Raw genomic sequence first — 22,619 nt, forward strand, 5'->3', positions numbered from 1 at the left:
GGACCGGGCTGCCGGCTCCCTCCTCCCCCCGAGCCGGCGGCCCGGTCCCGCCCCGGGCCGCCGGCTCCCTCCTATCCCGTCCGCACGAACCGCAGGGACGCCGCCCCGTAGCCGCCGTCCAGGCGGCGGGCCACGACGCCCGGCAGCCCCTGGGCCCGCACCGCTCGGAGGAGCGCCGAGCCCTCGCCCGGCTGGGCCGGCGCCAGCCGCCACGTGGGGCCGGCCAACTCCAGCTTCTCCAGCAGCGCCCGGCGCTGGGTGAACGGCAGGGGAGCGGTGGCGTGACCCTCCAGCCACACCAGGTCGGCCAGGAACAGCGCCGCCGGGCGGCGAGCCGCCAGACGCCGCAGCGCGGCGTCCGACCGGGCCGTGGCCCGGCGGGCCAGCTCCTCGGCGTCGGGGCGCCCGTCGGCGCCGGTGACGACGACCTCGCCCTCGACGGCGGCGGCCACCGCCCCGACGCCCCGGCCGAAATCGCGCAGCTCGGGGTAGCGGCCCGTCACGTCCTCGCCCGCCTCGTCGAGGGCCCGGGACCGGCCCCCTTCGACGGAGACGACCACCCGCTGGCCGCCCCACGCCGGCTCGAACGACCACGCCTCCTCGTCGGCGGGGAGCTCGCCGGCGGCCAGGGGGGCGGGGCGCAGGTCGCCCGGCATGAGCTCGCGGGTGGGGTCCTCGGGCGGGTCGAGGCGGTGCAGCATCCAGTTCTTCCCGCCGGTGTGGAAGAACACGTAGCGCCCCCGGACCCGCTCCCCCTCGAACGTGACCATCACCTCGCGGTCGTCCCACTTCTCGGTCTCGTAGGTGCCGCGGTCCCACACCGTCATGCGGCCGCCGCCGTACTCGCCTTTGGGGATGTCGCCGGAGAAGTCCAGGTACTCCATCGGGTGGTCCTCGGTGTGGACGGCCAGGTGGTTCTCCCGGGGGTCGGGGGGCACGCCCTTGGGGACGGCCCAGGAGACGAGGACGCCGTCGCGCTCGAGGCGCACGTCCCAGTGGAGGGCGGTGGCATGGTGCTCCTGGACCACGAACCGGGCGGGCCCGTCGCCGCCGGCCACCTCGCCCGCCGGCTCCGGCGTGCGTTCGAAGTCGCGCATCGAGCGGTAGGGCGCGAGGCGTTCCCCGGATGCCTCGGGATCAGGCATGGCGTTGGTCTACCCTGGTCCGGCGATGGTCGTGCTCGCCGGCACCGTTGGGGGGCTGGTCGACGTGGGCGCCGGCGCCGTGGTCGACCTGGCCGGCCACGACGTGTCCGCCGTGAACGACGGGTGGGCCCTCATCGACGGGCGGGCGGTGGCCGGGCTGGCGGTGGCCGCGGCGGGCGCCGCCGCCGGCGCCGGGCCCGGCGCCCCCGCACCGGGCTGGGCGACGCCGACCTGCGTGGCGGCCGCTCCCGACGATCCCTCCGGCGCCGCTCTGGTCGGCACGGCCGGCGCCCACCTGCTGCGGGCCGCCGCCGCGTGGGAGCGGGTGGAGGCGTTCGAGCGGGCCGACGGCCGGCCCGGCTGGTACACGCCGTGGGGCGGCCCTCCCGACGTGCGCAGCATCTCGACGGCGCCCGACGGCACCGTGCTGGTCAACGTCCACGTGGGCGGGATCCTACGGTCGGCCGACGGGGGCGATTCGTGGGCGCCGACCATCGACATCCACGCCGACGTCCACCAGGTCGTGGCCCTCGACGGCGGCCGGGCGGTCGCCGCCTGCGCCGAGGGGCTGGCCACCAGCGACGACGGCGGTGCCACGTGGAGCCTGCACGACCGCGGCCTGCACGCCACCTACGCCCGGTCGGTGGCGGTGGCCGGGAAGACGGTGCTGATCGGCGTGTCCACCGGGCCCGACGGCCGGCAGGCGGCGGTGTACCGCCGGCCGCTGTCCGGCGGGGCGGCCCTCGAGCGCTGCGGGAACGGCCTGCCCGAGGACCTGGGCGGCAACGTCGACACGTTCCGGCTGGCCGGCGCCCCCGACGGGACGGCCGCGTTCGCCACCGTCGACGGCCGGGTCTTCGTCTCGGCCGACGAGGGCGCCACGTGGGAGCAGGCGGGCGAGCGCCTCCCCGCCGTGCGCTGTCTCGTCGTCGCCCCCTGAGCCGACCAGGACCCGCGGGGGTCAGTCCCCGGCCAGCGCGCCGGCCCGGGTGGACAGGGACATGCCGCGGCGGAACTGGCGGACCACGTTCCGGTCGAGCCCGCTGGTGACGTAGGCGAACGAGATGCCGGTGGCCGGGTCGGCCCACGCCACCTGCCCGCCCGCTCCGTTGTGGCCGAACGTCCGGGGCGACACCGACGACCCGAACCCCCGCAGGAACCCGAGGCCGTCCTCGCCCGCCACCACCAGGCCGACGGTCCGGCTGGCGGGCAGGGAGAAGACCGGGTCGCCCAGGTTGTTGCGGACGTTGGCGGTGGCATCGGCCAGGACGTCGGGGCGCCAGATCCCGTCGGGGTCGTGCAGGAGGCGCTGGTAGAACAGCGCCAGGTCGGCCGCCGTCATCACCGCTCCGGCGCCGGGCACGCCCACCGCCCGCACGTCGGCCCGGTTGAACCCGACGAGGGCGGCGTCGGTCACCTCGCTGGACGGGAGGCTGCGCACGCCGATCGCCTGCTCGAGCTCGTCGGGGGTGGCCGGGTCGCCCCGCACCTCCGTCTCCGCGATGTCCCCCTGGTCCGCCGCCTCCAGCCCGAGGACCCGGCGACCGAGGCCGACGGGCCCGGTCACCAGCTGCTGGACGGCATCGCGGAAGTCCACGCCTGCGACCCGCTCGATCAGCTCGGCCAGGACCCAGTGGGCCGACGTGGGGTGGTACTCGAAGGCCGTGCCCGGCTCCCACTGGAGCTTCCAGTCGGCGAACGCCTCGAGCCGGCCCTCCCGGGTGTCCCACTGGGGCGGCATCAGGGTCTCCCGGGGGAAGCCCGAGGTGTGGAGCAGCACCTGCTCGACGGTCACCGCTTCCTTGCCGTTGGTACCGAACTCGGGGACGAGGTCGGCGACGGCGGCGGCCGGGTCCAGCCGGTCCTCGCCCATCAGCACCCAGGCGGCAGCGGCGACGATGGGCTTGGTGCACGAGAACACCGCGAACCGGGTGGACGCGGTGGCGTCGCCCGCCGCCTGGAACGCCACCACCTCGCCGCCATGGCCGACCGCCACCTGCGAGGCCGGCAGCAGCCCGTCGTCCACCTCCGCGCGGGCTCTGGCCAGCAGGGCGTCGAGCTTGGCCGGCGACAGCCCCACCTGCGCACGGTACCCGCGGATCGAGCCCGCCTCAGAACAACTTGCACGGCCGTGACGCGTTCACCGTCGTGTTGGCTCCCTCGTCGGCCTTCGGCCGTCCAAGTTGTTCTGCGGCGGTCCCGTCGGTGCAATGCTGTCGCCGCATGCACGCCCGCCGGCTGCTCGCGACCGCCGTCGTCGCGCTGGTGCTCTCCGTCGCCGCCGTGGTGGTGCCGGTGCGCATGGCGTGGAGCGCCCCGGAGCTGCGCGTCGCCGAGCTCGGTGTCCCGGGCGTGCGCCGGTTGGCCGTGCCCTTCGCCCGCCTGGCGCCGCCGCTGGCCCGGGCCGTCACCGCTCCGTTCGCGGTGTCCCACCTCGGGGTGCGGTGGACGGGCGGCGAGGACGCGGTGGTGGAGGTCCGCACGGCCGACGCGCCCGGAGCGTGGGACCGGTGGCGCGCCGTGGAGGTGGCGCACGACCTGGGCGACGAAGGGCGCCGGGAGGTCCTGTCCGGCCTGGTGCGGGCGAGCGGCGACCGGCACGTCCAGGTGCGGGCCCGGGGCGACGCCCGTGACCTCGAAGTGGTGGCGATCGACGCCGAGCACGGGCGGCGCCACCTCGTGCGCGACCGGCCACGGGCGGCGGGCGCGGCGGTGGGCGGGCCGGCGGTCGTCACCCGGTCGCAGTGGGGCGCCGACGAGTCGATGCGGCGGGCGCCGCCCTCCCATGCCCCCGTGTCGCGGATGGTCGTCCACCACACGGTCACGCCCAACGACGACCCCGACCCCGCCTCCACCATGCGGGCCATGTACGCCTATCACGTGCGGGCCAACGGCTGGGACGACCTGGGCTACAACTTCGTCGTCGACGCCTCCGGCCGGGTCTACGAGGGGCGGTTCGGCGGCGGGCCCGACCCCGGCGAGTCGCCCTACGGCGAGGGGGTGATCGGCGCCCACGCCGAGGGCCAGAACACCGGGTCGGTCGGCGTCGCCGTGATGGGCACCTACACCCGGCGGGCGCCGCCCCAGGCCGCCGTCGACGGCGTCGTGCGGGTGCTGGCCTGGCAGGCCGACCGCAACGGGCTCGACCCGGCGGGGACGGCGGAGTGGACCGGCGGGCAGCGCCTGCCCACCGTCGCCGGCCACCGCGACGTCGGGTCCACCGACTGCCCGGGCGACCACCTGTACGCCCGCCTGCCGGCCGTGCGCCGGGCCGCCGCCGCCGTCGTGGCCGCCGCACGCGGCGCCGCGCCCCCCGGCTACTGGGTGGTCGGCCGGGACGGGCGGGTGCTGCCCTTCGGTGGCGCCGCCGCCCCCCTGGGCCCGCTGGCCGCCGGGCTGGCCGCTCCCGCCGCCGGCATCGCGCCGACCCCCTCGGGCAACGGCTACTGGGTGCTCAGCGAGGGCGGCCGGGTGCTCCCCTTCGGCGACGCCCTGCCGCTCGGCTCGCCCGAGCTGCTCGGTCTCCTCGACCCTCCCGGTCGAGGGGTGGCGATCGAGGCCACGCCGTCGGGGCTGGGTTACTGGGTGGCCGAGGAGGGGGGCCGGGTGCGCGGCTACGGCGACGCGCCCGCCCTGGGCGGCCCGTCGGCCGGCCCGGTGGTCGGCCTGGCGGGCACCCCGTCGGGGCGGGGCTACTGGGTGGCGACGGCCGACGGGCGGGTGGAGGCGTTCGGCGACGCCCGTCCCCTCGGGTCGGCGGCCGGGCGCCGGGGCGCCCCTCTCGTCGCCATCGCCCCGTCCCAGGGCGGCGGCGGGTACTGGCTGGTGGCGGCGGACGGGGCGGTGCTGGCGTTCGGCGCCGCCCGGCGGGCCGGCGGCCTGCCCGAGCGCCGCGTCCGGGCCCGGGTCGTCGACGCCCGGGCCAGCGCCACCGGCCGGGGGTACTACGTGCTGGCCGAGGACGGGTCCGTCCACGCCTTCGGCGACGCACCGCCCACCGGTTCGGCCACCGGCCAGCTCCCGGGCGGCGCCGCCGGCATCGCCGTCCGCCCCTGAGGGACCGCCGCAGAACAACTTGGACGGCCGAAGGCCGACGAGGGAGCCAGCACAACGGTGAACGCGTCACGGCCGTGCAAGTTGTTCTAAGGCGGGCCCTGACCGGGGCCGGGGCCCCACTACTCCTCGGGCTCTCGTTCCTTGCGGCGGAGGAAGAAGGTCGCCAGGGCCAGGCCGACGACCACCCCGCCGAGCACGCCGACCTCGAGCATCGACTCCTGGACGTCCTCGCCCTTCTCGGCGAACGCGCTCACGACCACGATCTCCTTGATGGAGGCGATGATCCCGACGAGCAGGAACGGCTCGGCCACCAGCTTGCGCTCCTTCAGGGTGGTGCGCACGGCGCTGAGCAGCTCGACCAGGATGAAGACGATCAGCAGCGAGTCGAGCGTCTTCTTCATCACGTCGGTGACGCCCTTGTGCGTCTCGGTGACGAGGTCGTAGACGGTGGCGCCGAGCACGACCAGCGCGCACGCGAAGAGCGTGAGGGACACCAGCGCGTAGACGAGGTCCTCGGCCCACCGCAGGCCGGAGTTGGTCATCCGCGCCAGCGGTGGCTGGGGCGGCTCCGGCAGCTCCTCGGCGTCGTCCTCGTCGGCCATGCGGCAGTGTACGGGGGGCGCCGGCCGCTACCGGAAGATGGTCGAGCGGTAGTGGCGCAGCTCGGCGACGCTCTCGCGGATGTCGTCGAGGGCCCGGTGCGCCCCCACCTTGGCGGGCACGGCGGCGAAGGCCTCCGGGTACCAGCGCCGGCACAGCTCCTTCACCGTCGAGACGTCCACCGAGCGGTAGTGGAGCCAGGCCTCGATCTCGGGGAGGTGGGCGGCCAGGAAGCGGCGGTCGGTGCCGATGGAGTTGCCGCACAGCGGGACGGTGCGGGGCTCGGGCACGTGCTGCTTGATGAACTCCAGGGTGCGCCGGCCGGCCTCGTCGAGGGTCGTGGTCGACGCCTGGATGCGTTGGAGCAGGCCACTGGTTCGGTGCATCTCGGCGACGACGGGGTCCATCGCCGCCAGGAGGTCGGCCGGGCAGGTGACCACCAGGTCGGGGCCTTCGGCGACCACCTCCAGCTGGTCGTCGGTCACCAGGGTGGCCACCTCGACGATGGCGCAGGTGGTCGGGTCGAGCCCGGTCATCTCGAGGTCCATCCAGACGAGCACGACGGCCGATCGTAGGCTGGGCGCCAGTGCTGGAGGTCCCGCTGCGCCGCCTCGACCCCGACCTCCCGCTGCCTTGCTACGCCCGGGCGGGCGACGCCGGCGCCGACCTGGTAGCCCGGGAGGGTGCCGAGCTGGCGGCCGGGGGCGGCCGGGCCCTGGTGCCGACGGGCGTCGCCGTGGCCATCCCCGAGGGCTGGGCCGGGTTCGTGCAGCCCCGCAGCGGCCTGGCCCTGCGGCACGGGGTGACGTGCCTCAACACGCCGGGCCTGATCGACGCCGGCTACCGGGACGAGATCAAGGTCCTCCTCGTCAACACCGATCCGAGCGAGCCTTACACGGTGCGGCGGGGCGACCGCATCGCCCAGCTGGTGGTGCAGCGGGTGGAGCGGGCCGCCTTCGCGGTGGTCGACGAGCTGGCCGCCAGCGAGCGGGGCACGGGCGGCTTCGGGTCCACCGGGCTCGGGGCGGCGGCGGGGTAGGGCGGTGCCCGAGCTCCCCGAGGTCGAGTCGCTGGCCCGGTTCCTGGCCGGGCGGGCGGGCGGCCGGGTGGTGGAGCGGGCCGAGCTGGCCGCGTTCGCCGCCCTCAAGACGTTCGACCCGCCCCTCGAGGCCCTGGTCGGGCGCACCGTCGAGGGATGCGGCCGGCGGGGCAAGTTCCTGCTCCTGGAGACGTCGGGCCGCGACCCGCTGTGGCTCGTCCTGCACCTGGCCCGGGGCGGTTGGGTGCGCTGGAGCGACGAGCTGCCCGCCGCCCGGGCACGCCCCGGGAAGGGCCCGCTCGCCCTGCGGGTGGGCCTCGAAGGGGGTGGCGGGTTCGACGTGACGGAGGCGGGCACCGAGAAGCGCCTGGCCGTCCACGTGGTGCGCTCGCCCGGCGACGTGGAGGGCGTCGCCCGGCTGGGGCCGGACCCGCTGGACCCCGGGTTCGACGCCGCTGCCTTCGCCGCCGCCCTGCGCGGTCACGGCGGCCAGGTCAAGGCTGCGCTCACCACCCAGTCGGTCGTGGCCGGCGTGGGGAACGCCTACTCCGACGAGGCCCTGCACGTGGCCCGCCTGTCGCCGTTCAAGTCCGCCGCCAAGCTGAGCGACGAGGAGGTGGGCCGGCTCCACGGCGCCGTGGTGTCCGTCCTCACCGACGCCCTCGAGCGCAGCGCCGGCCTCCCGGCGGCCGGGCTCAAGGGGGAGAAGAAGTCGGGCATGCGGGTCCACGGCCGCATCGGCGAGCCGTGCCCGGAGTGCGGCGACACCGTCCGCCAGGTCGCCTTCGCCACCAGGTCGCTCCAGTACTGCCCGACGTGCCAGACGGGCGGCAAGCCGCTGGCCGACCGGCGCCTCTCGCGGCTCCTCAAGTAGGGAGGGGCCGAGGGGCCACTGCTAGGATCGCCCCCGCTGCGGACGTAGCTCAGCTGGTAGAGCACAACCTTGCCAAGGTTGGGGTCGCGGGTTCGAATCCCGTCGTCCGCTCCACGACGGGGGCAGATCAGGGGGCGCCACCCCCTCGGGGCGCAGCAGGAGATCGAAGCCCCGATGCGACCATGCGCCGCGATGGGCTCGGCGCCGACTGGATCCGCCGCTGCGCCACCGTGCTCACCCGCACCCTCGCCCCGCAAGCGCGGCCTGCTCGACGCCAACCCGGCCGAGGACGCAGCCCGACCCCGGTCGACTCGCTCGAAGCCGTACCCGCCCGACGGCGACGACGTTCGGAGCGCGCTCCTCACCGCGCCGAGCGGGACCTCGAGATTGCCGACGCCGTCACCATCCTCGCAGCACCGGCATGCGACCGGGGCGAGCTGCTCGCCCTGCGGTGGACCGACGTCGACTTCCCATGGGTATCGAGGGATCCGTGCCCATGCGCCCCGACAAGGTCGGCGTCCGCTGGTCGGCTGCTCGCGGCTCGTCGCCCATCACCCTCCAGGACCTCCGCCACCACGCCCCTACGGCGATGCTCGACGCCGGCGAGGTCCTACCGCACTGTCGCCGACATCCTCGGCAGCAGCGAGGCGAAGCTCTGCCTCCACTACGACGCCGCAACGACACCGGTGAGCGCAAGGCGATCGCCGCCCTCGAGCAGTAGGCCCCCAGGCCCGCCGACAATCAGGTCGAGCGCAGGTTGGGCAACACCAGGAGCGCCTCGTCCTCGCTGCGACCGAACGCCTCGATGTCCTCCGCGTGGTCGATGATCACCTGCAGGACGGTGGCCGTCGAGGCGTTCCCCACCCGGAGCCAGACGACCTTCGGCGGCGGTCCGTGGAGGAACGCCAGCTGGCGGAAGTCTGAATCCTTCAACAGACGATCCCGAGATCGTGGTCCCCGGCGTACTCCCAGATCTCCTGGTCGGTCGCGTCGTCGAGCCCGACCGCCGAGACGTGCTCGCTCTCGGGAAACAGATCGCGCAACTGACCCACGAGGTGCCGGGAGAGGTTCTGGTCGAGCAGGAGCTTCACGCCGTGGCGAGCCGGCGCTCCCGAAGCGCAGCGAACTCGATCGCCGCACGCACGAGCTCCGGCGTGAGCTCCGGGAAGTCGGCGACGATCTCGTCGGTGGTCATCCCGGATGCCAGGTACTCAAGGACGTCGTAGACGGCGATCCGAGTGCCGATGAAGCACGGCTTGCCGCTGCGCACCCCGGGGCGGGTCTCGATCACCGTCGTGAGATCCATCGGTTCCAAGGTACCCGCACCCGCGGCCGCTGAGTCTTGGTCCGGTTACGAAATCACGTGCCCTCCACATTCGCCGAACCGGCGAGCATGCGACTGCGCGAGGGTTCGCAAGGGCCCCGACGACTCACCGAGGGCTCATCTGCTCGGCGTTGCGCGGCGGTCTCAACGCCTCGGCCACGGACGCCGCCGGCGGATCCCCTGGAACCGTTCGTCCGTCTTCTACCGGCGAGCGAGCCGGTAGCCCAGCAGCAGCGCCGTGTTGGCGGCGAACAGCCAGAACCCGAGCAGCACCAGCGCGCCGAGAGCGTCGGAGGCGTAGCGGCGCTCGAAGTTGGCGCCGAGCCGCAGGTAGGCCACGTAGCCGGCCGACAGCACCGAGATGCCCCCCGCCGCCGCCAGCGCCCCGCGGAGCGTGGCCCACCAGCCCGGAGGCGACCGCGGGAAGGCCCGGTACACGACGGCCACCGCGGCCACGGCTGCCGCGAAGCCGGAGACCAGACCGATGGCGAGCCCGATGACGATCTCCGCATCCGAGTCGCCGAGGGTGGCCGATCCCGCATAGGTCGCCACCAGCCCGCACAGCAAGAGCACGGGAACGAGCCCGACGAGCAGCAGGGCATGCCCGCGCTCCCGCAGCCCGCGCGCGGTGCGGTCGCCGCCCATGCGGTCGAGCACCCGCACGAGCGCCGACCCGTACGCCGTGGCCGGCCACAGGGCCACGGTCAGTGCCGCCAGCCCCAGCGTGGTGCCCAGTTGCGCGACCTGCACGAGGGCGCGGTCGGCACCGAGCGCCGGAGGGGCGAGGCGAGCCAGGTCCTCGGCCACGTGGCGGACCTCGGCCGGACCGACGATGAGGCTGGTGACCCAGAGGGCGACGACGACCAGTGGAGCCACCGAGATGAGGCCGTAGAACGCCAGGGCCGCGGCGTACAGGAACAGGTCGTCGGCACGGGCGGAGGCGAGCCCGGTCCGAAGGCGGTGGACCGGTGCCCGTTCACCGGGCACGGCCTGCTCGTGCCCGTCCTCGGTCGCCTGCCCCTCATCCACTGCGGGATCGCCGCGTGCCTGGGTCCTCCTTGGCCTCGCCCAACAGGTCGAGCACCTCGCCGATGGTCCTTCCACCGCTGACGCCGTCCCGCAGTGGGAGGTGGGTCTGGATGCGGTACCGGTTCCTGCGACCGTCCTTCTCCTTCACGACGTACCCCGCCTCGGCGAGGTCGGCGACGATGCCGAAGGCCGTCCGCTCGGTCACCCCGAGGGCGGCGGCCAGGTCGCGGAGGCGGACCCCGGGATCGGCGGCGATGGACAGGAGCGCCCGGGCGTGGCTGGTCAGGAAGCTCCAGCTGGCCATGGGACCATGGTAATCGAAAACAAGAACTAAACTTCCAGCGTAGACTCGCCGAAACAGGAAGCAGTCGACCAGTTGCCCGCCCCCCGTCGTGTCTGGCGCTCCGGCGAGGTTGCGGAAACGAGCAGACCCATGACCGTCCGCCCTTCGAAGCGCCGTCTCACCGGCGCGGCCGTACTCGCGCTGTCGGTGGTGGTGCCCGGAGTGTTCCTGGCCGGAGGTGCGGCGCAGGCCGCCATCGTCCCGACCGTGGCCCTGGCGACCTCGGCGCGCTACTCCGTCCTCGCCGGCGACACGGTGACGAACACCGGCGACAGCGTCCTCGGCGGCAGCCTCGGCGTCTCACCGGGGACGGCGGTCACCGGCTTTCCCCCGGGGCTGGTCGTCCCACCGGGGACCACCGATGTGGCCAACGCGGCCGCCGCCCAGGCGAAGTCGGACCTCACCGCGGCCTACGTGGACGCCGCCGGCCGGCCCGTCGACGCGACCACCACGGCCGACCTGGCGAACCTCGTCCTGCAGGGAGGCGTCTACTCGGGCCCGTCCAAGTCGCCCCTCAGCCTCACCGGGCCACTGGTGCTCGACGGCGCCGGCAACGCCGAGTCGGTGTTCGTCTTCCAGACCGACTCCACGCTGATCACCGCGTCGGGCAGCAGCGTGTCCCTGGTCAACGGTGCTCAGGCGTGCAACGTGTTCTGGCAGGTCGGCAGCTCGGCCACCCTGGGTACCGGCTCCGTCTTCACCGGCAACATCCTCGCCCTGACCTCGATCTCGGTGGCCAACGGCGTCCTGGTCCACGGCCGGGCACTGGCCCGCAACGGTGCGGTGACGCTGGACGACGACACCTTCACCGACGCGTCGTGCGCGCCGCTGTCGCAGGGCACGACCACCACCAGCACGACGCCGAGCTCGACCACCACGGCGACCACCGCTGCGACGGGGACGACGGCGACCCCCACCGGGGCCGCCACCACGGCGGTCACCTCGCCCGCCACCACGGCCACGACGCCCGAGGAGGTCGCCCGCCGGCTGACCCGGACCGGCCTCACCACTCAGAGCCGCACGCCGGCGGGCCCGGGCGTGCCGAGCGTCGTCGGGCCGCCGCGAACGGGAGCGGCGCCGGCGGCGGACGGGAGCCTGCCGGCATGGCTGCCGCTGGTGCTGGTCGCCCTGCTGGGCGGTGGGGCGGCCGTGGGCGCCGCCCGCCTCAGAGCCCGCCGGGTCGCATCAGCGGGGCGCTGATCCGTGGCCCTGCACGCCCGGCCGGCCTCCTCGGACAGGCGGCTGACGATCGTGGTGCTGGCGGCCGCGCTCCTGGCCGGAGCGACCGCGGCCCGCTGGGCGGTGACTCCCGGTTCTGAACCGGCGGCCGGCCCCGTCACACCGACGCCGGCAGCCACCACGCCGGGACCGCCGCCCACGCCGGGAAGCGGGCGCGCCGTGCCTGCCGCGCTCGTCGACGGGGGCCTCGACCTCCGAGCCGGGCCGGTCCCTGTCCCGCTGGAGCTGCACGTTCCGACCATCGGTCTGCGCACCAGCGTGGTGGGGGTCGGGATCACCCCGGAGGACGTGATGGACGCCCCCATGGGGCGCGCCGACGACGCGGTCTGGCAACAGGCGTTCTGGTACCGGGGCAGCGCGGTCCCCGGTTCCCCGAGCACGGCCCTGATCGCCGGCCACGTGAGCGGTCCGGGGGGCGGCCCCGGCGCCTTCGCCCGCATCGACGATCTGCGGCCCGGCGACCCCGTCGTCGTGCACGACTCCCGCAACGGCTTGGCCGTGAGCTTCGCGGTGACCGAGTCGAGGACGTATTCGATCGACGAGGCGGCTGAGCCGACCGCCCTGGCCAGGATCTACGGCGCCGGGCCGGTCGCCGGCCGGGCGCCGCAGCCGTCACCCGACGGACTTGCCCGCCTGACCCTCATCACCTGTGCCGGAACGTTCAGAAACGGCACTCACGATCACCGGTTGGTCGTCTACGCCACCCGAGTGTGACGACCACCCCGGCGCCGGCGGCCCCCGGGCCGGAGTCGCCGGGCCGTTTCACGACCGGGCGGGTCGGGAATCAGCCTCCGATGCGATCGGTCCTGCGCCGCCACCCCTCGGGCGTGGCGCTGGGCGCCTGGTTCGACGGCGAGCGCGGCGGCGACGTCGGCGCCCACGTCGCCCGGTGCCGGCGGTGCCGGCGCCACGCCGATGCCCTGGCCGCCCTGCGATCGATGCTGCGGCCCACCCCGAGCCCGCGGCGCGAGCCCGCCGGCCGTCGGTCGGCGGGCGGCTGAGCGATCGGCGGGCTTCCCGGCACCGCTGCCTCCCGCCCGCCGCCAGCCCGCCACGGCCGACGCCCGGCGCGGCGTTGTGCCGGAAAGAGCCGGGTTCCCGGGCTTTCCCTGGAGATGACGGCACCGACGGCTCTTGTGCACGGGCGCGGCGGTGATCATCATTCCGAGTGGAGGTGTCGGGATGGCACTGCTGAACCCCGGGGAGAAGGTCCACGTCATCGAGCGCCGGATGTTCGACGGCGACGCCCGCCGGCACTTCGTCGGCGAGATCGACTCGTCCACCGACACCGCCATACGGGTGACCGGCTACACCTTCGTGTGCAACTCGATGACCGGGAACTTCGACCGGCGCGAGCCGTCCCGCACCCGCATCATCCCGCTGGGCGCGGCGGGGGTGGTGGTGTACGTGATCCCCGAGCACATCGACATCGAGACGGTGCGCTACGAGTGGAGCGCCGGCAACCGGCTGGTCGTCCGAGCCGGTCGGTGGGAGGCGTTCCTCGACGAGTTCGCTTCAGCCCGCTGAGGCCGCCCCGGCGGCCCGGCGGCGGTCCATCGCGACCTGGAGCGCGACCAGCAGCCCGATGGTGGTGAGCAAGGCCACCGGGAAGAGGCGGACGGACCACGTCGGGCCGTCGAAGTCGCCGGTCGCCCGCAGGGCGCCGGCGCCGATGAGCACCAGCCCGATCGTCGCCGTCTGCATGGGGACCCGCAGGGCGCTCCAGCGGTCCTCGAAGGCGAAGCACACCCAGGCCACGGCCGGGAAGGCCACGAAGGCGCTGATGGTGCGCACGGTGAGCGGGGTGACGGCCCACGGCCAGCGCTCGGCCGTCGCCCCGGGCGCGAGGAACATGGCCGCCGCGAAGCACAGCTGGGCGGCCCCGCCGGCGGCGATCAGGCGGCGCAGGCGGAGGGGCACCCGGACGTCGCCCGCCACCAGGCGCCCGGGGTCGGTGCGCCGGTTGTTGCGCCAGAGCAGGGGCAGCAGGGGCGGCGTCACCACGTACAGCGAGAGCCACGCCCAGAACGACACGTGGTCGTGGTTGAACCGGTCCCAGTGCAGGACGGTGGCGGCCAACAGCACGGTGGTGAACACGGTGATGGCGAGGAAGCCGACCGCCACCTCGTGCCAGCGCCGATCGCGGGCGACGCGGACGAAGAAGTAGGCCCCGGCCAGGTACCCGCCGCCCATCACCAGCGGCGTCATGTCCGGCTGGATCGTCCACGCCCACAGCTGCTCGGTGCGCCCCGGGAACAGGTAGAGCACGACCCAGGCGGCGACGAGGACGGGCACGATGCAGACCGCGGTCCACCACGTGGGCGCCAGCAGGCGGTCGTCGCGGGCCAACTCTCCTGCCCCCTCGGTCGTCACCTCGACAGCGTGACAGCGCGGCGCCCGCCGTTCCAGCGGCGCGGCCCGGAGATTGCACCCGCCGCAGGGTCGCCGAGTAGATTCCCGGCCGAGCGGATGACTGACGGGGAGACGGCGCGCACGGCGCGCGAGGCGGATCGAACGCAACGGCTCCTGCCGTGACGGCGGTCCTCGGCGTCAACTGCTTCAGCCACGACACGTCGGCCTGCCTGCTGGTGGACGGTGCCGTCGTGGCCATCGGCGAGCAGGAGCGCTTCGACCGCGACCAGCACACCAAGCACTTCCCCCACCTCGCCATCGCCTACTGCCTGGAGCGGGCGGGCATCGGCATCGACCAGATCGACGCCGTCGCCTTCGCCCACGACGCCAAGGTGGACTTCGCGCGCGGTGCTCTCGACGCCGTCACCCGGGTGTCGCCCAAGCGGCTGGCCGCCCAGGTGTTCACCGACTCCCGGCTGGTGATGAAGGAGCGGAACTTCCGCACCACGTGGGGCTACCGGGGCAAGGTCTTCAACGTCGGCCACCACGACGCCCATGCCGCCAGCGCCTTCTACGCGAGCCCCTTCGACCGGGCCGCCGTGCTCACCCTCGACCGGGGCGGCGACTTCCTGTCCACCACCATGGCGATCGGGGAGGGCAACCGGCTGAGCCACCTCGGGATGGTCCGCAACCCCCACTCCCTGGGCGAGATCTACACCGCGTTCACGTGGCTCCTGGGTTTCCGGCCCAACGCCGACGAGGGCAAGCTCATGGGCCTCGCGCCCTACGGCCGAGACGTCCTGGCCAAGGACCTGCGCGACCTGGTCCACCTGGGAGACGACGGCAGGTTCAAGGTCAACCTGCGCTGGTTCAACTACCAGCGCGAGGGCAAGCCGTTCTCCCGGCGCGGGCTCGAGCGGTTCGGGCCGCCCCGGGCCCCCGAGTCGGAGTTCACCGACCGGCACAAGGACCTCGCCTACGCCGCCCAGGACCTGATCGAGGAGGCGGGCCTGCACGTGGCCCGGGCGCTCCAGCAGGCCACCGGGCTGAAGCGGCTGTGCCTGGCCGGCGGGGTGGCCCTGAACTCGGTGATGAACGCCCGCCTGCTGGCCGAGTCGGGCTTCGACGAGATGTACGTCCAGCCCGCCGCCTCCGACGCCGGCAACGCCTACGGCGCCGCCGCCTGGGTCTGGCACGAGGCGATGGGCAAGCCCCGCGGGTGGTCGATGGATCACGCCTTCTTCGGGCCCAGCTGGACCGAGAAGGAGTCGGCCGCCGCCCTCACCGCCCGCGGCCTGGCGATCCGCCGCGTCACCGATCCCGAGGCGGAGGCGGCCGAGCGCATCGCCCGGAGCAAGGTGGTGGGGTGGTTCCAGGGCCGGGCCGAGTGCGGCCCCCGCGCCCTCGGCGCCCGGTCGATCCTGGCCGATCCCCGCCGGGCCGAGATGCGCGACGTGGTGAACGCCCGGGTCAAGCGGCGCGAGGGCTTCCGCCCCTTCGCGCCGTCGGTGCTGCACGAGCGGGGGGCCGACTACTTCGAGCGTTACTCCTACAACCCGTTCATGCTGCTCGTGCTCCCGGTCCGGCCCGAGAAGCGCTCCGTCATCCCGGCCGTGACGCACGTGGACGGCACGGGGCGGATGCAGAGCGTCACCGCCGCCTTCAACCCGTCGTACCACCGGCTGATCTCGGAGTTCGAGAGGCGCACGGGCGTCGCCGTCGTGCTCAACACCAGCTTCAACATCCGGGGCGAGCCCATGGTGAACCGCCCCGAGGAGGCGGTCGAGGACTTCCTCCGCAGCGACATGGACTGCCTGTTCCTCGGCAACCTGGTGGCCGAGAAGCCGGTGCCGGCCTAGCCGGCGTCCGCTCAGCTCTGGAGGCTGAGGAGGTTGCGCTCGCCCTCGGTGGACGACCGCCGCAGCTTGGCCAGCGCCTTCGACTCGATCTGGCGGATGCGCTCCCGCGTCACGTTGAAGCGCTGGGCCAGCTCCTCCAGGGTGCGGGGGCTGCCCCGGTCGAGCCCGTAGCGCAGGAAGAGGACCTCGCGCTCGCGCTCGCCCAGGCCGGCCAGCATCGTCTCGACCGCCTCGGGCAGCAGGCTGGCCATGACCTGGTCGTCGGGAGCGACGGCGTTGGCGTCCTCCACGGTGTCGCCCAGCTCCATGTCGCCGTCGCTGCCCAGGGTCTCGGAGAACGAGCGCGGCGTGCTCAGGTGGGGGATCAGGTCCTCCACCTGGCGAAGAGGCAGGTCGACCTCACCGGCCAGCTCGGCCGACGACGGCTGGCGGCCGTGGACCCGTTCGAACTCGCTGGTGGCGCGGCGCATCCGCATCACCTGGTCACCGGTGTGGACGGGCAGGCGGATGGTGCGCCCGCTGTTGGCGATGCTGCGGGTCATGGCCTGGCGGATCCACCAGCTGGCGTAGGTGGAGAACTTGAACCCCCGCCGGGAGTCGAACTTCTCCACCGCCCGCAGGAGGCCGAGGTTCCCCTCCTGGATCAGGTCCAGCATGGGCAGGCCCGACGAGCGGTAGCGGCGGGCCAGCGAGACGACCAGGCGGAGGTTCGACTGGACGAACTGGGTCGTGGCGTCGTCGCCCTCCCGCACCCGGCGCTTCAGCTCGGCGACGCGCTTCTTGTCCTTGGGGTCGACGGTCGCCAGCTCGACGGCGGCCGCCTTGCCCTCTGCCACCAGCTCCCCCAGGCGCACCTCGTCTTCGCGCGTGAGGAGCGGGTGCGCGCTGATGTCGTGGAGGTACAGGCCGACGAGGTCGTCGTCGCCGCTGGACTGCCCCCGAGCCCTCGCCACCACACGATTATCCATGACGGAACGCCCCGGGACACAACGGGGGTTCGCATCTAGTCACCCAGGGGCGTCCGCAGGAGCTTGATGGCGAGGAGCAGCACGATGGTCCAGGCCAGGAACCACAGCCCGGCGACGGCGATGATCGACAGCAGGCACCCCGGGGAGAGCTCGCGCAGCCGCGGCGGGCGGTGGAACCCGAAGCCCTCGGAGTCCTCCGAGAGGATGCCGCTGAAGATGGCGTAGATGATCACGCCGAAGACCACGCACACGACGAGCAGGAAGATCAGCAATCCGGGGCTTCCTCGGTGGGTGGACGGCGGAGCACCGGGCCCGGAGCACCCAGCGCTGGCCACCTCACCCGGACCGGGCCCCGTCCCGAGTGGGCCGCAGCCTAGCGGGGAGCACCCCCGCCGCGACAGGCGCCAGGCGCCTCCGTGCAAGACTGTCCGGCGAGTGGAGAGCCCGTTCCTCGTCCGGACCACCCTGGTCACGCTGATCCTCGCCGCCCTGGCTCCCGTCGTGGTCGCCGGACTGGTCTTCCTGGCGCTCCTGACCGTCCCCGTACCCGACGAGCTCCCCACGGCGCGGCCGCCGGGGGGCAGCCAGATCAGCCGCGTGTTCGACGCCGCCGGCCAGGAGATCGGCCAGTTCACCGAGTTCGAGCAGGTGCGCCCGGTCAAGCCCGAGGACATCCCCGACGTGTTGAAGAAGGCGGTCGTGGCCGCCGAGGACAAGAACTTCTACAAGCACGGCGGCATCGACTTCGCGGCCACCATGCGCGCCCTGCTGGCCGACATCAAGGGCCAGGAGATCGTCCAGGGCGGCTCGACGATCACCCAGCAGTACGTGAAGTCGGCGTACACGGGCGGCGAGCGCACCATCTCCCGGAAGATCCGCGAGGGGATCCTGGCCCGACAGCTCACCCGCTCGGAGGACAAGGAGGAGATCCTCTTCAGGTACCTCTCGTCGATCTACCTGGGCGAGGGGGCGTACGGCGTCGGCGCCGCCTCGGAGACGTACTTCCGCAAGCCGGTGAACGAGCTGACCCTGTCGGAGTCGGCGCTCCTCGCCGGGCTGATCCCGGCGCCCAGCCGCCTCGAGCCCCGCGGCAACCAGGGCGCGGCCGAGTCGAAGCGCCAGTTCGTGCTGGACCGCATGCTCGAGCTCGGGTTCGTCTCCCCCGAGGACCACGCCAGGGCGTCGCAGGAGCGGGTGTGGCTCGCCACCACCGGGCCGATCACCAACCGGCCGGCCACGAACGTCTTCCCCGCCCGCCCGCAGTTCACCAAGTACCCGTACTTCGTCGACTACGTCCGACGGTACCTGGAGGACAAGCTGGGCCGGGACGCCGTGTACCGCGGCGGCCTGGAGATCCGCACCACGCTCGACCCCAGGCTCCAGGACGCCGCCGAGCGGGCGACGGCCGAGGGGCTCAAGGGGGTCGATCCGGCCATCGAGATGGCGCTGGTCTCCGTCGAGCCGCAGACGGGCTACGTGAAGGCGCTGGTCGGTGGCCGCAACTTCGCCGCCCCCGGTGGGCAGGTGAACCTCGCCCTCGGCAAGTGCGCCTTCCCCGCCCCCGAGGTCAAGAACCGCGTGGACGTCCCGGCCACGTGCTGGGACCCCGACGCCGTGCGCGTGGAGGGCGGCGGCTCGGGCCGCCAGCCGGGCTCGTCGTGGAAGCCGTTCGTCCTGGCCGCCGCCTTCGCCAAGGGCATCCCCGACGACCGGGTGTACTCGGCGCCGTCGCAGTACCGGATCCCGGGCTGCACGGGCGAGCGGGGCTGCGTCATCGAGAACTACGAGGGTGGCGGCGGCGGGCGGGTAACCCTCCGTAGGGGCACGCACAACTCCTACAACACCGTCTACGCCCAGGTGATCGTCGACGTCGGAGTCCCCGAGGTGGCCGAGATGGCGAAGAAGCTGGGGATCACGTCGGCGTGGGTCGCCAACCCCGAGGTGCACGGGCCGAGCTACGCCCTGGGCGCCCAGGAGGTCTCGCCGCTGGACATGGCCTCGGCGTTCGGCGTGTTCGCCAACGGCGGGATGCGGGCCGACCCCACGCCCGTCCTGTGGGTGAAGGACCCCGACGGGGAGTTCGTGGAGGACAACCGCCGGGTCAAGCCCCGGCGGGTGCTGGCCCAGATCATCGCCGACAACGTCACCGACGTGCTCAAGGGCGTCATCACCGACGGGACGGGCACGAGGGCCGACATCGGCCGCCCGGCGGCGGGCAAGACGGGCACCGCCCAGGAGTGGCGGGACGCCTGGTTCACGGGGTACACGCCGACCCTGTCCACCTCGGTGTGGATCGGCAACAAGGAGCGGCCGACGCCGCTGCTCAACGTGAAGGGCGTCGAGCGGGTGACGGGCGGGTCGATCCCGGCGGAGACGTGGAAGCTGTTCATGTCGGAGGCCCTGGCCGACGTGCCGCCCAGCGACTTCAGCGTGCCCCTGCCCCTCCACTCCACCTCCACGACGGTCCTCACCGCCCCCCCCTATTCGGTCTTCTCCGACGAGTCGACCACCACCGTCTTCGACCCGAATGCCCCGTCCACCACCGTCTTCGACCCCGACGCCCCGTCGACCACGGTGGACCCCACGGTCACCACCGACCCGTTCGGCGGCGGGACCACCACGTCGACGACCGACCCGTTCGCCGGCACCACGACCACCGCCCCTCGCCGACCGTGCGGCGGCCTGCTCCAGCCCAGGTGCTGAGCGCCGCCCGCTGATCCGGCGCGCCCGTGCGGGCAACCGCCGCTACGGGGGCGGGGCGGTGGTAGGGACGGTGAGGGTGACCGTGGTCGTCGTGGTGGTCGGTGCCGTCGTGGTGGTGGTGGTCGTCGGCGCCGTCGTGGTCGCCGTCGTCGTCGGCAACGTCACGGTGGTGGGGGGCAGCGTCGCCAGCGTGGTCGGCGGCAAGGTCGTGGTGGTGGACAGCGTGGTCGTCGTCGTGTCGTCGGTCGTGCCCTCGTCGTCGGCGTCGTCCTGCAGCAGGAGGACGACGCCGAGGAGTAGGAGCAGCAGCCCGAGGACGAGGAGGGCGATGAGGACCCAGTTGGTGGACGGCGGGCCCGGCCCGCGGTAGACGGGCGGCGGCTCCTCGCGCTCCTCGACGATCCGATGCTCCTGCACCCGGGCCGACGGCATGACGCGCGTGGCGTCGGGTGGGGGAGGTGCGGCGGCCGCCGCACCGGCGGCGGTCCCCGCCGCCGCGCCTGCCGCGCCCGCCGCGGCGCCGCTTGCGGCGCGGGGCGTGCCGCACTGGGTGCAGAACCGCGCCTCGGCCAGGAGGGGGGCGCCACAGTTCGAGCAGTGCCCGCCACCTCCCTGGCGGGGGGACGGGTCGGAGGCCGGACGGGGTGCGTCGGTCATCCCGCCATTCTTGTCATGCTGCGGCCCCCGACGCCGGGGCGGACACCTAGGGTTGCCTCGTGACCGGTCAGAGCACGGCGGTGGAGGCGCTCGGCGTGGCGGTGGCGGCCCAGGTCCCCGTGCTCATCTGGGGCGCCCCGGGAACCGGCAAGTCGTCGGCCATCCGGGCCATGGCGGACGCCATGGGGTGGCCGTGCGAGACGGTGATCGCCGCCATCCGGGAGCCGTCCGACTTCTCCGGGCTGCCGGTGGTGGTGGACGGCGTGGTGCACTTCGCCCCGCCCCGGTGGGCCGAGCGCCTGGCCGCCGCCGGCCGCGGCCTGCTGTTCCTCGACGAGATCTCCACCGCACCGCCGGCCGTGCAGGCCGCCCTGTTGCGGGTCGTCCTCGAGCGGGTGGTGGGGGACATCGAGCTGCCGCCCGACGTGGTGGTCGTGGCCGCCGCCAACCCGCCGGAGCAGTCGGCCGACGGCTGGGACCTGTCGGCGCCCCTCGCCAACCGGTTCTGCCACCTCGAGTGGGACGTGGAGCCCGCCGCCTTCGCCCAGGGCCTGGCCGGCGGCTGGGCCGCCCCGGTCGTGCCGGCCCTCCCGCCCGGGTGGGAGGAGGGCATCACGCGCACGCGGGGGCTGGTCTCCGCCTTCGTCACCGTGCGCCCGGGCCTCACGTGCCAGGTGCCGGGCGACGCCGCCGGTGCCGGCCGCGGGTGGCCCAGTCCCCGCACGTGGGACATGGCGGCCCGGCTGTGGGCGGCGGCGGAGGCGGCGGGGGCCAGCACCGAGGCGGAGACAGCGCTCATCACCGGCTGCGTCGGCGAGGGACCGGGCGTCGAGCTGCTCATGTGGGAGATGGACATGGACCTCCCCGACCCCGAGGACGTCCTGGCCGACCCCGACCGCTTCGAGCTGCCCGAGCGGGGCGACCGGGCCTACGCCGTCCTCTCCGCCGTCGCCGCCGCCGTCGCCGCCCGGCCGACCGCCGAGCGCTGGCTGGCCGGATGGCGGGTCCTCGGCCGGGCCGGCGAGCGGGTGCCCGACGTCGCCGCCGTGGCCGCCCGAGTCCTCGCCCAGTGCCGCCCGGAAGGCGCCGTGGCCCCGCCCGAGGTGAAGCTGTTCGCCCCCCTGCTCAAGGAGGCGGGCCTCCTTTGACCGTTCCTTTGACCGTTCCGTGGACGGAATGCGCCGCACACCGGCTGCTCACGTCCAGAGAACGGTGGTGCCCGTGAGCGACGGTCCGCCGCCCGTTCTCGACGAGCGCAAGCTGGCGGTGGCGCGGCTGTGGGCGGTGTCGCGGCACCCGTACCTGGCGGCGGCGATCTTCGCCTCGCCGGTCGTGCCCATGCCGGGGCTGGGGAAGGTGTCGGTGGACGAGTCGTGGCGGCTCTACGTCGACCCCGAGGTGGTGGACCGGTGGAGTGTCGAGAAGCTGGGCAGCCTGCTCGTCCACCACGCCGGCCACCTGGTGCGCGACCACGCCGGGCGGGCCCGCAGCCTGGGGGTGAGCTCGCACGTCACCAAGGACTGGGCGCTGGCCGCCGACGCCGAGATCAACGACGACCTGGTCAACACCGGGCTGCGGCTGGACGACCCCGTGCTGCCCCAGGCGCTCGGGTGGGCGCCCAGCCGGATGGCCGAGGAGTACTTCCACTGCGACCACGTCGACACCGACGTCGAGCCCGACTGCGGCAGCGGCGCCGACGCCCGGACCCGCTCGTGGGAGCTGCTGGCCGACAAACAGAGCGGGCTGCCGCCGGGCGAGCGGCACCTGACCCGGGCCCAGGTGGCGGCCGACGTCCTCAAGTTCTGCGAGGAGGGCGTGGGCCGGATGTCGAAGAGCTGGCGCCGGTGGGCCGAGGACATGCTCGACCCCCAGGTGGACTGGCGGCGGGTGCTGGCGGCGGAGATCCGCAAGGGGATCGGCGGCATGGCCGGCCTGGTCGACTACACGTACACCAGGCCGTCGCGGCGGGGGCAGGCGAGCCCGAACGTCGTCCTGCCGTCCATGCAGCGCCCCGTCCCCGAGGTCGTGGTCCTGTGCGACACGTCGGGGAGCATGGGGGAGGGGCAGCTGGCCCGCCTCCTGGCCGAGGTGGACAGCCTGCTGCGGGGCGTGGGCCTGGCCCGCAACCGGCTCCGGGTGCTGGCCGTGGACGCCGCCGTGCACAACGTCCAGCGGGTGTCGAGCGGGCGGCGCCTGGAGCTGGTGGGCGGCGGCGGGACCGACATGCGAGCCGGCGTGGAGGCGGCGGCCAGGCTGCGCCCCCGGCCGTCCGTCGTGGTGGTGCTCACCGACGGGCTGACCCCGTGGCCGCCCGAGGCGCCCAAGGGCATGTCGGTCGTCGTCGGCCTGATCGAGGGTGGGCGTCCCCGGGGGAACCGGGGTTGGGAGCCGCCGGAGTGGGCGCGCGTCGTCCACATCGACGCCGCCTGAC

General features: G+C 74.2%; 26 protein-coding genes and 1 tRNA gene. 14 read left to right on the forward strand and 13 right to left on the reverse strand.

Going from position 1 to position 22,619, the window contains the following annotated elements; all coding sequences use genetic code 11:
- Nucleotides 1-71 precede the first annotated feature (71 nt).
- Nucleotides 72-1,145 carry a DNA polymerase ligase N-terminal domain-containing protein gene (locus VM242_04025; protein HVM04320.1) on the reverse strand — a complete coding sequence of 358 codons (1,074 nt, stop codon included), beginning with the start codon at nucleotides 1,143-1,145 and terminating at the stop codon, nucleotides 72-74.
- A gap of 25 nt (nucleotides 1,146-1,170) precedes the next feature.
- On the opposite strand from VM242_04025, the gene VM242_04030 reads away from it, so the two are divergent.
- Nucleotides 1,171-2,085, forward strand: coding sequence for a hypothetical protein (locus VM242_04030; protein HVM04321.1), 915 nt, complete (start codon nucleotides 1,171-1,173; stop codon nucleotides 2,083-2,085).
- Nucleotides 2,086-2,106: 21 nt separating this feature from the next.
- Here the strand turns inward: VM242_04030 and VM242_04035 are convergent, their stop codons facing one another.
- Nucleotides 2,107-3,225: a serine hydrolase domain-containing protein gene (locus tag VM242_04035; GenBank protein HVM04322.1), complete on the reverse strand. Its 1,119-nt coding sequence runs from the start codon at nucleotides 3,223-3,225 to the stop codon at nucleotides 2,107-2,109.
- A 143-nt stretch (nucleotides 3,226-3,368) separates the two neighbouring features.
- Here VM242_04035 and VM242_04040 point away from each other — a divergent pair, with 143 nt between their 5' ends.
- Nucleotides 3,369-5,201 carry an N-acetylmuramoyl-L-alanine amidase gene (locus tag VM242_04040; GenBank protein ID HVM04323.1) on the forward strand — a complete coding sequence of 611 codons (1,833 nt, stop codon included), beginning with the start codon at nucleotides 3,369-3,371 and terminating at the stop codon, nucleotides 5,199-5,201.
- Nucleotides 5,202-5,320: 119 nt separating this feature from the next.
- Here the strand turns inward: VM242_04040 and VM242_04045 are convergent, their stop codons facing one another.
- Nucleotides 5,321-5,803, reverse strand: coding sequence for a phosphate-starvation-inducible PsiE family protein (locus tag VM242_04045; protein HVM04324.1), 483 nt, complete (start codon nucleotides 5,801-5,803; stop codon nucleotides 5,321-5,323).
- A gap of 27 nt (nucleotides 5,804-5,830) precedes the next feature.
- Entirely contained in the window at nucleotides 5,831-6,361 is a 531-nt protein-coding gene (orn, locus tag VM242_04050; protein ID HVM04325.1) for an oligoribonuclease, read from the reverse strand.
- 26 nt (nucleotides 6,362-6,387) lie between these two features.
- Here orn and dut point away from each other — a divergent pair, with 26 nt between their 5' ends.
- The 4 genes from dut to VM242_04070 all read left to right on the forward strand — a co-directional run bounded on the left by dut (nucleotide 6,388) and on the right by VM242_04070 (nucleotide 8,435).
- Nucleotides 6,388-6,840, forward strand: a complete 453-nt coding sequence (gene dut / locus VM242_04055; protein HVM04326.1) for a dUTP diphosphatase — start codon at nucleotides 6,388-6,390, stop codon at nucleotides 6,838-6,840.
- Between the two features lie 4 nt (nucleotides 6,841-6,844).
- The gene (locus VM242_04060) at nucleotides 6,845-7,714 is read left to right on the forward strand and encodes a DNA-formamidopyrimidine glycosylase family protein (protein HVM04327.1); all 870 of its coding nucleotides are present in this window, start codon (nucleotides 6,845-6,847) and stop codon (nucleotides 7,712-7,714) included.
- A 38-nt stretch (nucleotides 7,715-7,752) separates the two neighbouring features.
- Nucleotides 7,753-7,828, forward strand: a tRNA-Gly gene (locus VM242_04065).
- A gap of 358 nt (nucleotides 7,829-8,186) precedes the next feature.
- Entirely contained in the window at nucleotides 8,187-8,435 is a 249-nt protein-coding gene (locus VM242_04070; protein ID HVM04328.1) for a hypothetical protein, read from the forward strand.
- A gap of 20 nt (nucleotides 8,436-8,455) precedes the next feature.
- Here the strand turns inward: VM242_04070 and VM242_04075 are convergent, their stop codons facing one another.
- The 5 genes from VM242_04075 to VM242_04095 form a co-directional block, all read right to left on the reverse strand.
- The gene (locus VM242_04075; GenBank protein HVM04329.1) at nucleotides 8,456-8,647 is read right to left on the reverse strand and encodes a DUF5615 family PIN-like protein; all 192 of its coding nucleotides are present in this window, start codon (nucleotides 8,645-8,647) and stop codon (nucleotides 8,456-8,458) included.
- Nucleotides 8,644-8,805, reverse strand: a complete 162-nt coding sequence (locus tag VM242_04080; GenBank protein ID HVM04330.1) for a DUF5615 family PIN-like protein — start codon at nucleotides 8,803-8,805, stop codon at nucleotides 8,644-8,646. Before VM242_04080 ends, VM242_04075 begins: the two co-directional genes overlap by 4 nt.
- On the reverse strand, nucleotides 8,802-9,020 hold the full coding sequence (locus VM242_04085) for a DUF433 domain-containing protein (GenBank protein ID HVM04331.1): 219 nt from the start codon (nucleotides 9,018-9,020) through the stop codon (nucleotides 8,802-8,804). The genes VM242_04080 and VM242_04085 overlap by 4 nt, the downstream gene beginning before the upstream one ends.
- A gap of 219 nt (nucleotides 9,021-9,239) precedes the next feature.
- Nucleotides 9,240-10,067: a YihY/virulence factor BrkB family protein gene (locus VM242_04090; GenBank protein ID HVM04332.1), complete on the reverse strand. Its 828-nt coding sequence runs from the start codon at nucleotides 10,065-10,067 to the stop codon at nucleotides 9,240-9,242.
- Nucleotides 10,060-10,371, reverse strand: a complete 312-nt coding sequence (locus VM242_04095) for a MarR family transcriptional regulator (protein HVM04333.1) — start codon at nucleotides 10,369-10,371, stop codon at nucleotides 10,060-10,062. The genes VM242_04090 and VM242_04095 overlap by 8 nt, the downstream gene beginning before the upstream one ends.
- Nucleotides 10,372-10,500: 129 nt before the next feature.
- On the opposite strand from VM242_04095, the gene VM242_04100 reads away from it, so the two are divergent.
- From VM242_04100 to VM242_04115, 4 genes are all read left to right on the forward strand, one after another.
- The gene (locus tag VM242_04100; GenBank protein HVM04334.1) at nucleotides 10,501-11,610 is read left to right on the forward strand and encodes an ice-binding family protein; all 1,110 of its coding nucleotides are present in this window, start codon (nucleotides 10,501-10,503) and stop codon (nucleotides 11,608-11,610) included.
- A gap of 198 nt (nucleotides 11,611-11,808) precedes the next feature.
- Nucleotides 11,809-12,363 carry a class F sortase gene (locus VM242_04105; protein HVM04335.1) on the forward strand — a complete coding sequence of 185 codons (555 nt, stop codon included), beginning with the start codon at nucleotides 11,809-11,811 and terminating at the stop codon, nucleotides 12,361-12,363.
- An 80-nt stretch (nucleotides 12,364-12,443) separates the two neighbouring features.
- Complete coding sequence (locus VM242_04110) at nucleotides 12,444-12,650, forward strand: hypothetical protein (GenBank protein HVM04336.1); 207 nt, start codon at nucleotides 12,444-12,446, stop codon at nucleotides 12,648-12,650.
- A gap of 181 nt (nucleotides 12,651-12,831) precedes the next feature.
- Nucleotides 12,832-13,176: a hypothetical protein gene (locus VM242_04115; GenBank protein ID HVM04337.1), complete on the forward strand. Its 345-nt coding sequence runs from the start codon at nucleotides 12,832-12,834 to the stop codon at nucleotides 13,174-13,176.
- Here VM242_04115 and VM242_04120 read toward each other — a convergent pair.
- Nucleotides 13,165-14,022 carry a hypothetical protein gene (locus tag VM242_04120; GenBank protein HVM04338.1) on the reverse strand — a complete coding sequence of 286 codons (858 nt, stop codon included), beginning with the start codon at nucleotides 14,020-14,022 and terminating at the stop codon, nucleotides 13,165-13,167. The two genes, VM242_04115 and VM242_04120, sit on opposite strands and share 12 nt — an antisense overlap.
- Before the next feature lie 158 nt (nucleotides 14,023-14,180).
- On the opposite strand from VM242_04120, the gene VM242_04125 reads away from it, so the two are divergent.
- Nucleotides 14,181-15,860: a carbamoyltransferase C-terminal domain-containing protein gene (locus tag VM242_04125; GenBank protein HVM04339.1), complete on the forward strand. Its 1,680-nt coding sequence runs from the start codon at nucleotides 14,181-14,183 to the stop codon at nucleotides 15,858-15,860.
- A gap of 11 nt (nucleotides 15,861-15,871) precedes the next feature.
- Here the strand turns inward: VM242_04125 and VM242_04130 are convergent, their stop codons facing one another.
- Together VM242_04130 and VM242_04135 are read right to left on the reverse strand one after the other, a co-directional pair.
- Entirely contained in the window at nucleotides 15,872-16,813 is a 942-nt protein-coding gene (locus tag VM242_04130) for a sigma-70 family RNA polymerase sigma factor (protein HVM04340.1), read from the reverse strand.
- 50 nt (nucleotides 16,814-16,863) lie between these two features.
- A complete protein-coding gene (locus tag VM242_04135) occupies nucleotides 16,864-17,100 on the reverse strand; it encodes a hypothetical protein (protein HVM04341.1) in 237 nt (78 codons plus the stop codon).
- A 163-nt stretch (nucleotides 17,101-17,263) separates the two neighbouring features.
- Here VM242_04135 and VM242_04140 point away from each other — a divergent pair, with 163 nt between their 5' ends.
- The gene (locus VM242_04140) at nucleotides 17,264-19,531 is read left to right on the forward strand and encodes a transglycosylase domain-containing protein (GenBank protein ID HVM04342.1); all 2,268 of its coding nucleotides are present in this window, start codon (nucleotides 17,264-17,266) and stop codon (nucleotides 19,529-19,531) included.
- A 42-nt stretch (nucleotides 19,532-19,573) separates the two neighbouring features.
- On the opposite strand, the gene VM242_04145 is transcribed toward VM242_04140, so the two are convergent.
- Nucleotides 19,574-20,188: a zinc ribbon domain-containing protein gene (locus VM242_04145; GenBank protein HVM04343.1), complete on the reverse strand. Its 615-nt coding sequence runs from the start codon at nucleotides 20,186-20,188 to the stop codon at nucleotides 19,574-19,576.
- Nucleotides 20,189-20,247: 59 nt separating this feature from the next.
- On the opposite strand from VM242_04145, the gene VM242_04150 reads away from it, so the two are divergent.
- The gene (locus tag VM242_04150) at nucleotides 20,248-21,336 is read left to right on the forward strand and encodes a MoxR family ATPase (GenBank protein HVM04344.1); all 1,089 of its coding nucleotides are present in this window, start codon (nucleotides 20,248-20,250) and stop codon (nucleotides 21,334-21,336) included.
- A gap of 73 nt (nucleotides 21,337-21,409) precedes the next feature.
- The gene (locus tag VM242_04155; protein ID HVM04345.1) at nucleotides 21,410-22,618 is read left to right on the forward strand and encodes a VWA-like domain-containing protein; all 1,209 of its coding nucleotides are present in this window, start codon (nucleotides 21,410-21,412) and stop codon (nucleotides 22,616-22,618) included.
- The last annotated feature ends 1 nt before the right edge of the window (nucleotide 22,619 follow it).

Source organism: Acidimicrobiales bacterium (genome assembly GCA_035540975.1).
In the GTDB taxonomy this organism is placed as follows: Bacteria; Actinomycetota; Acidimicrobiia; order Acidimicrobiales.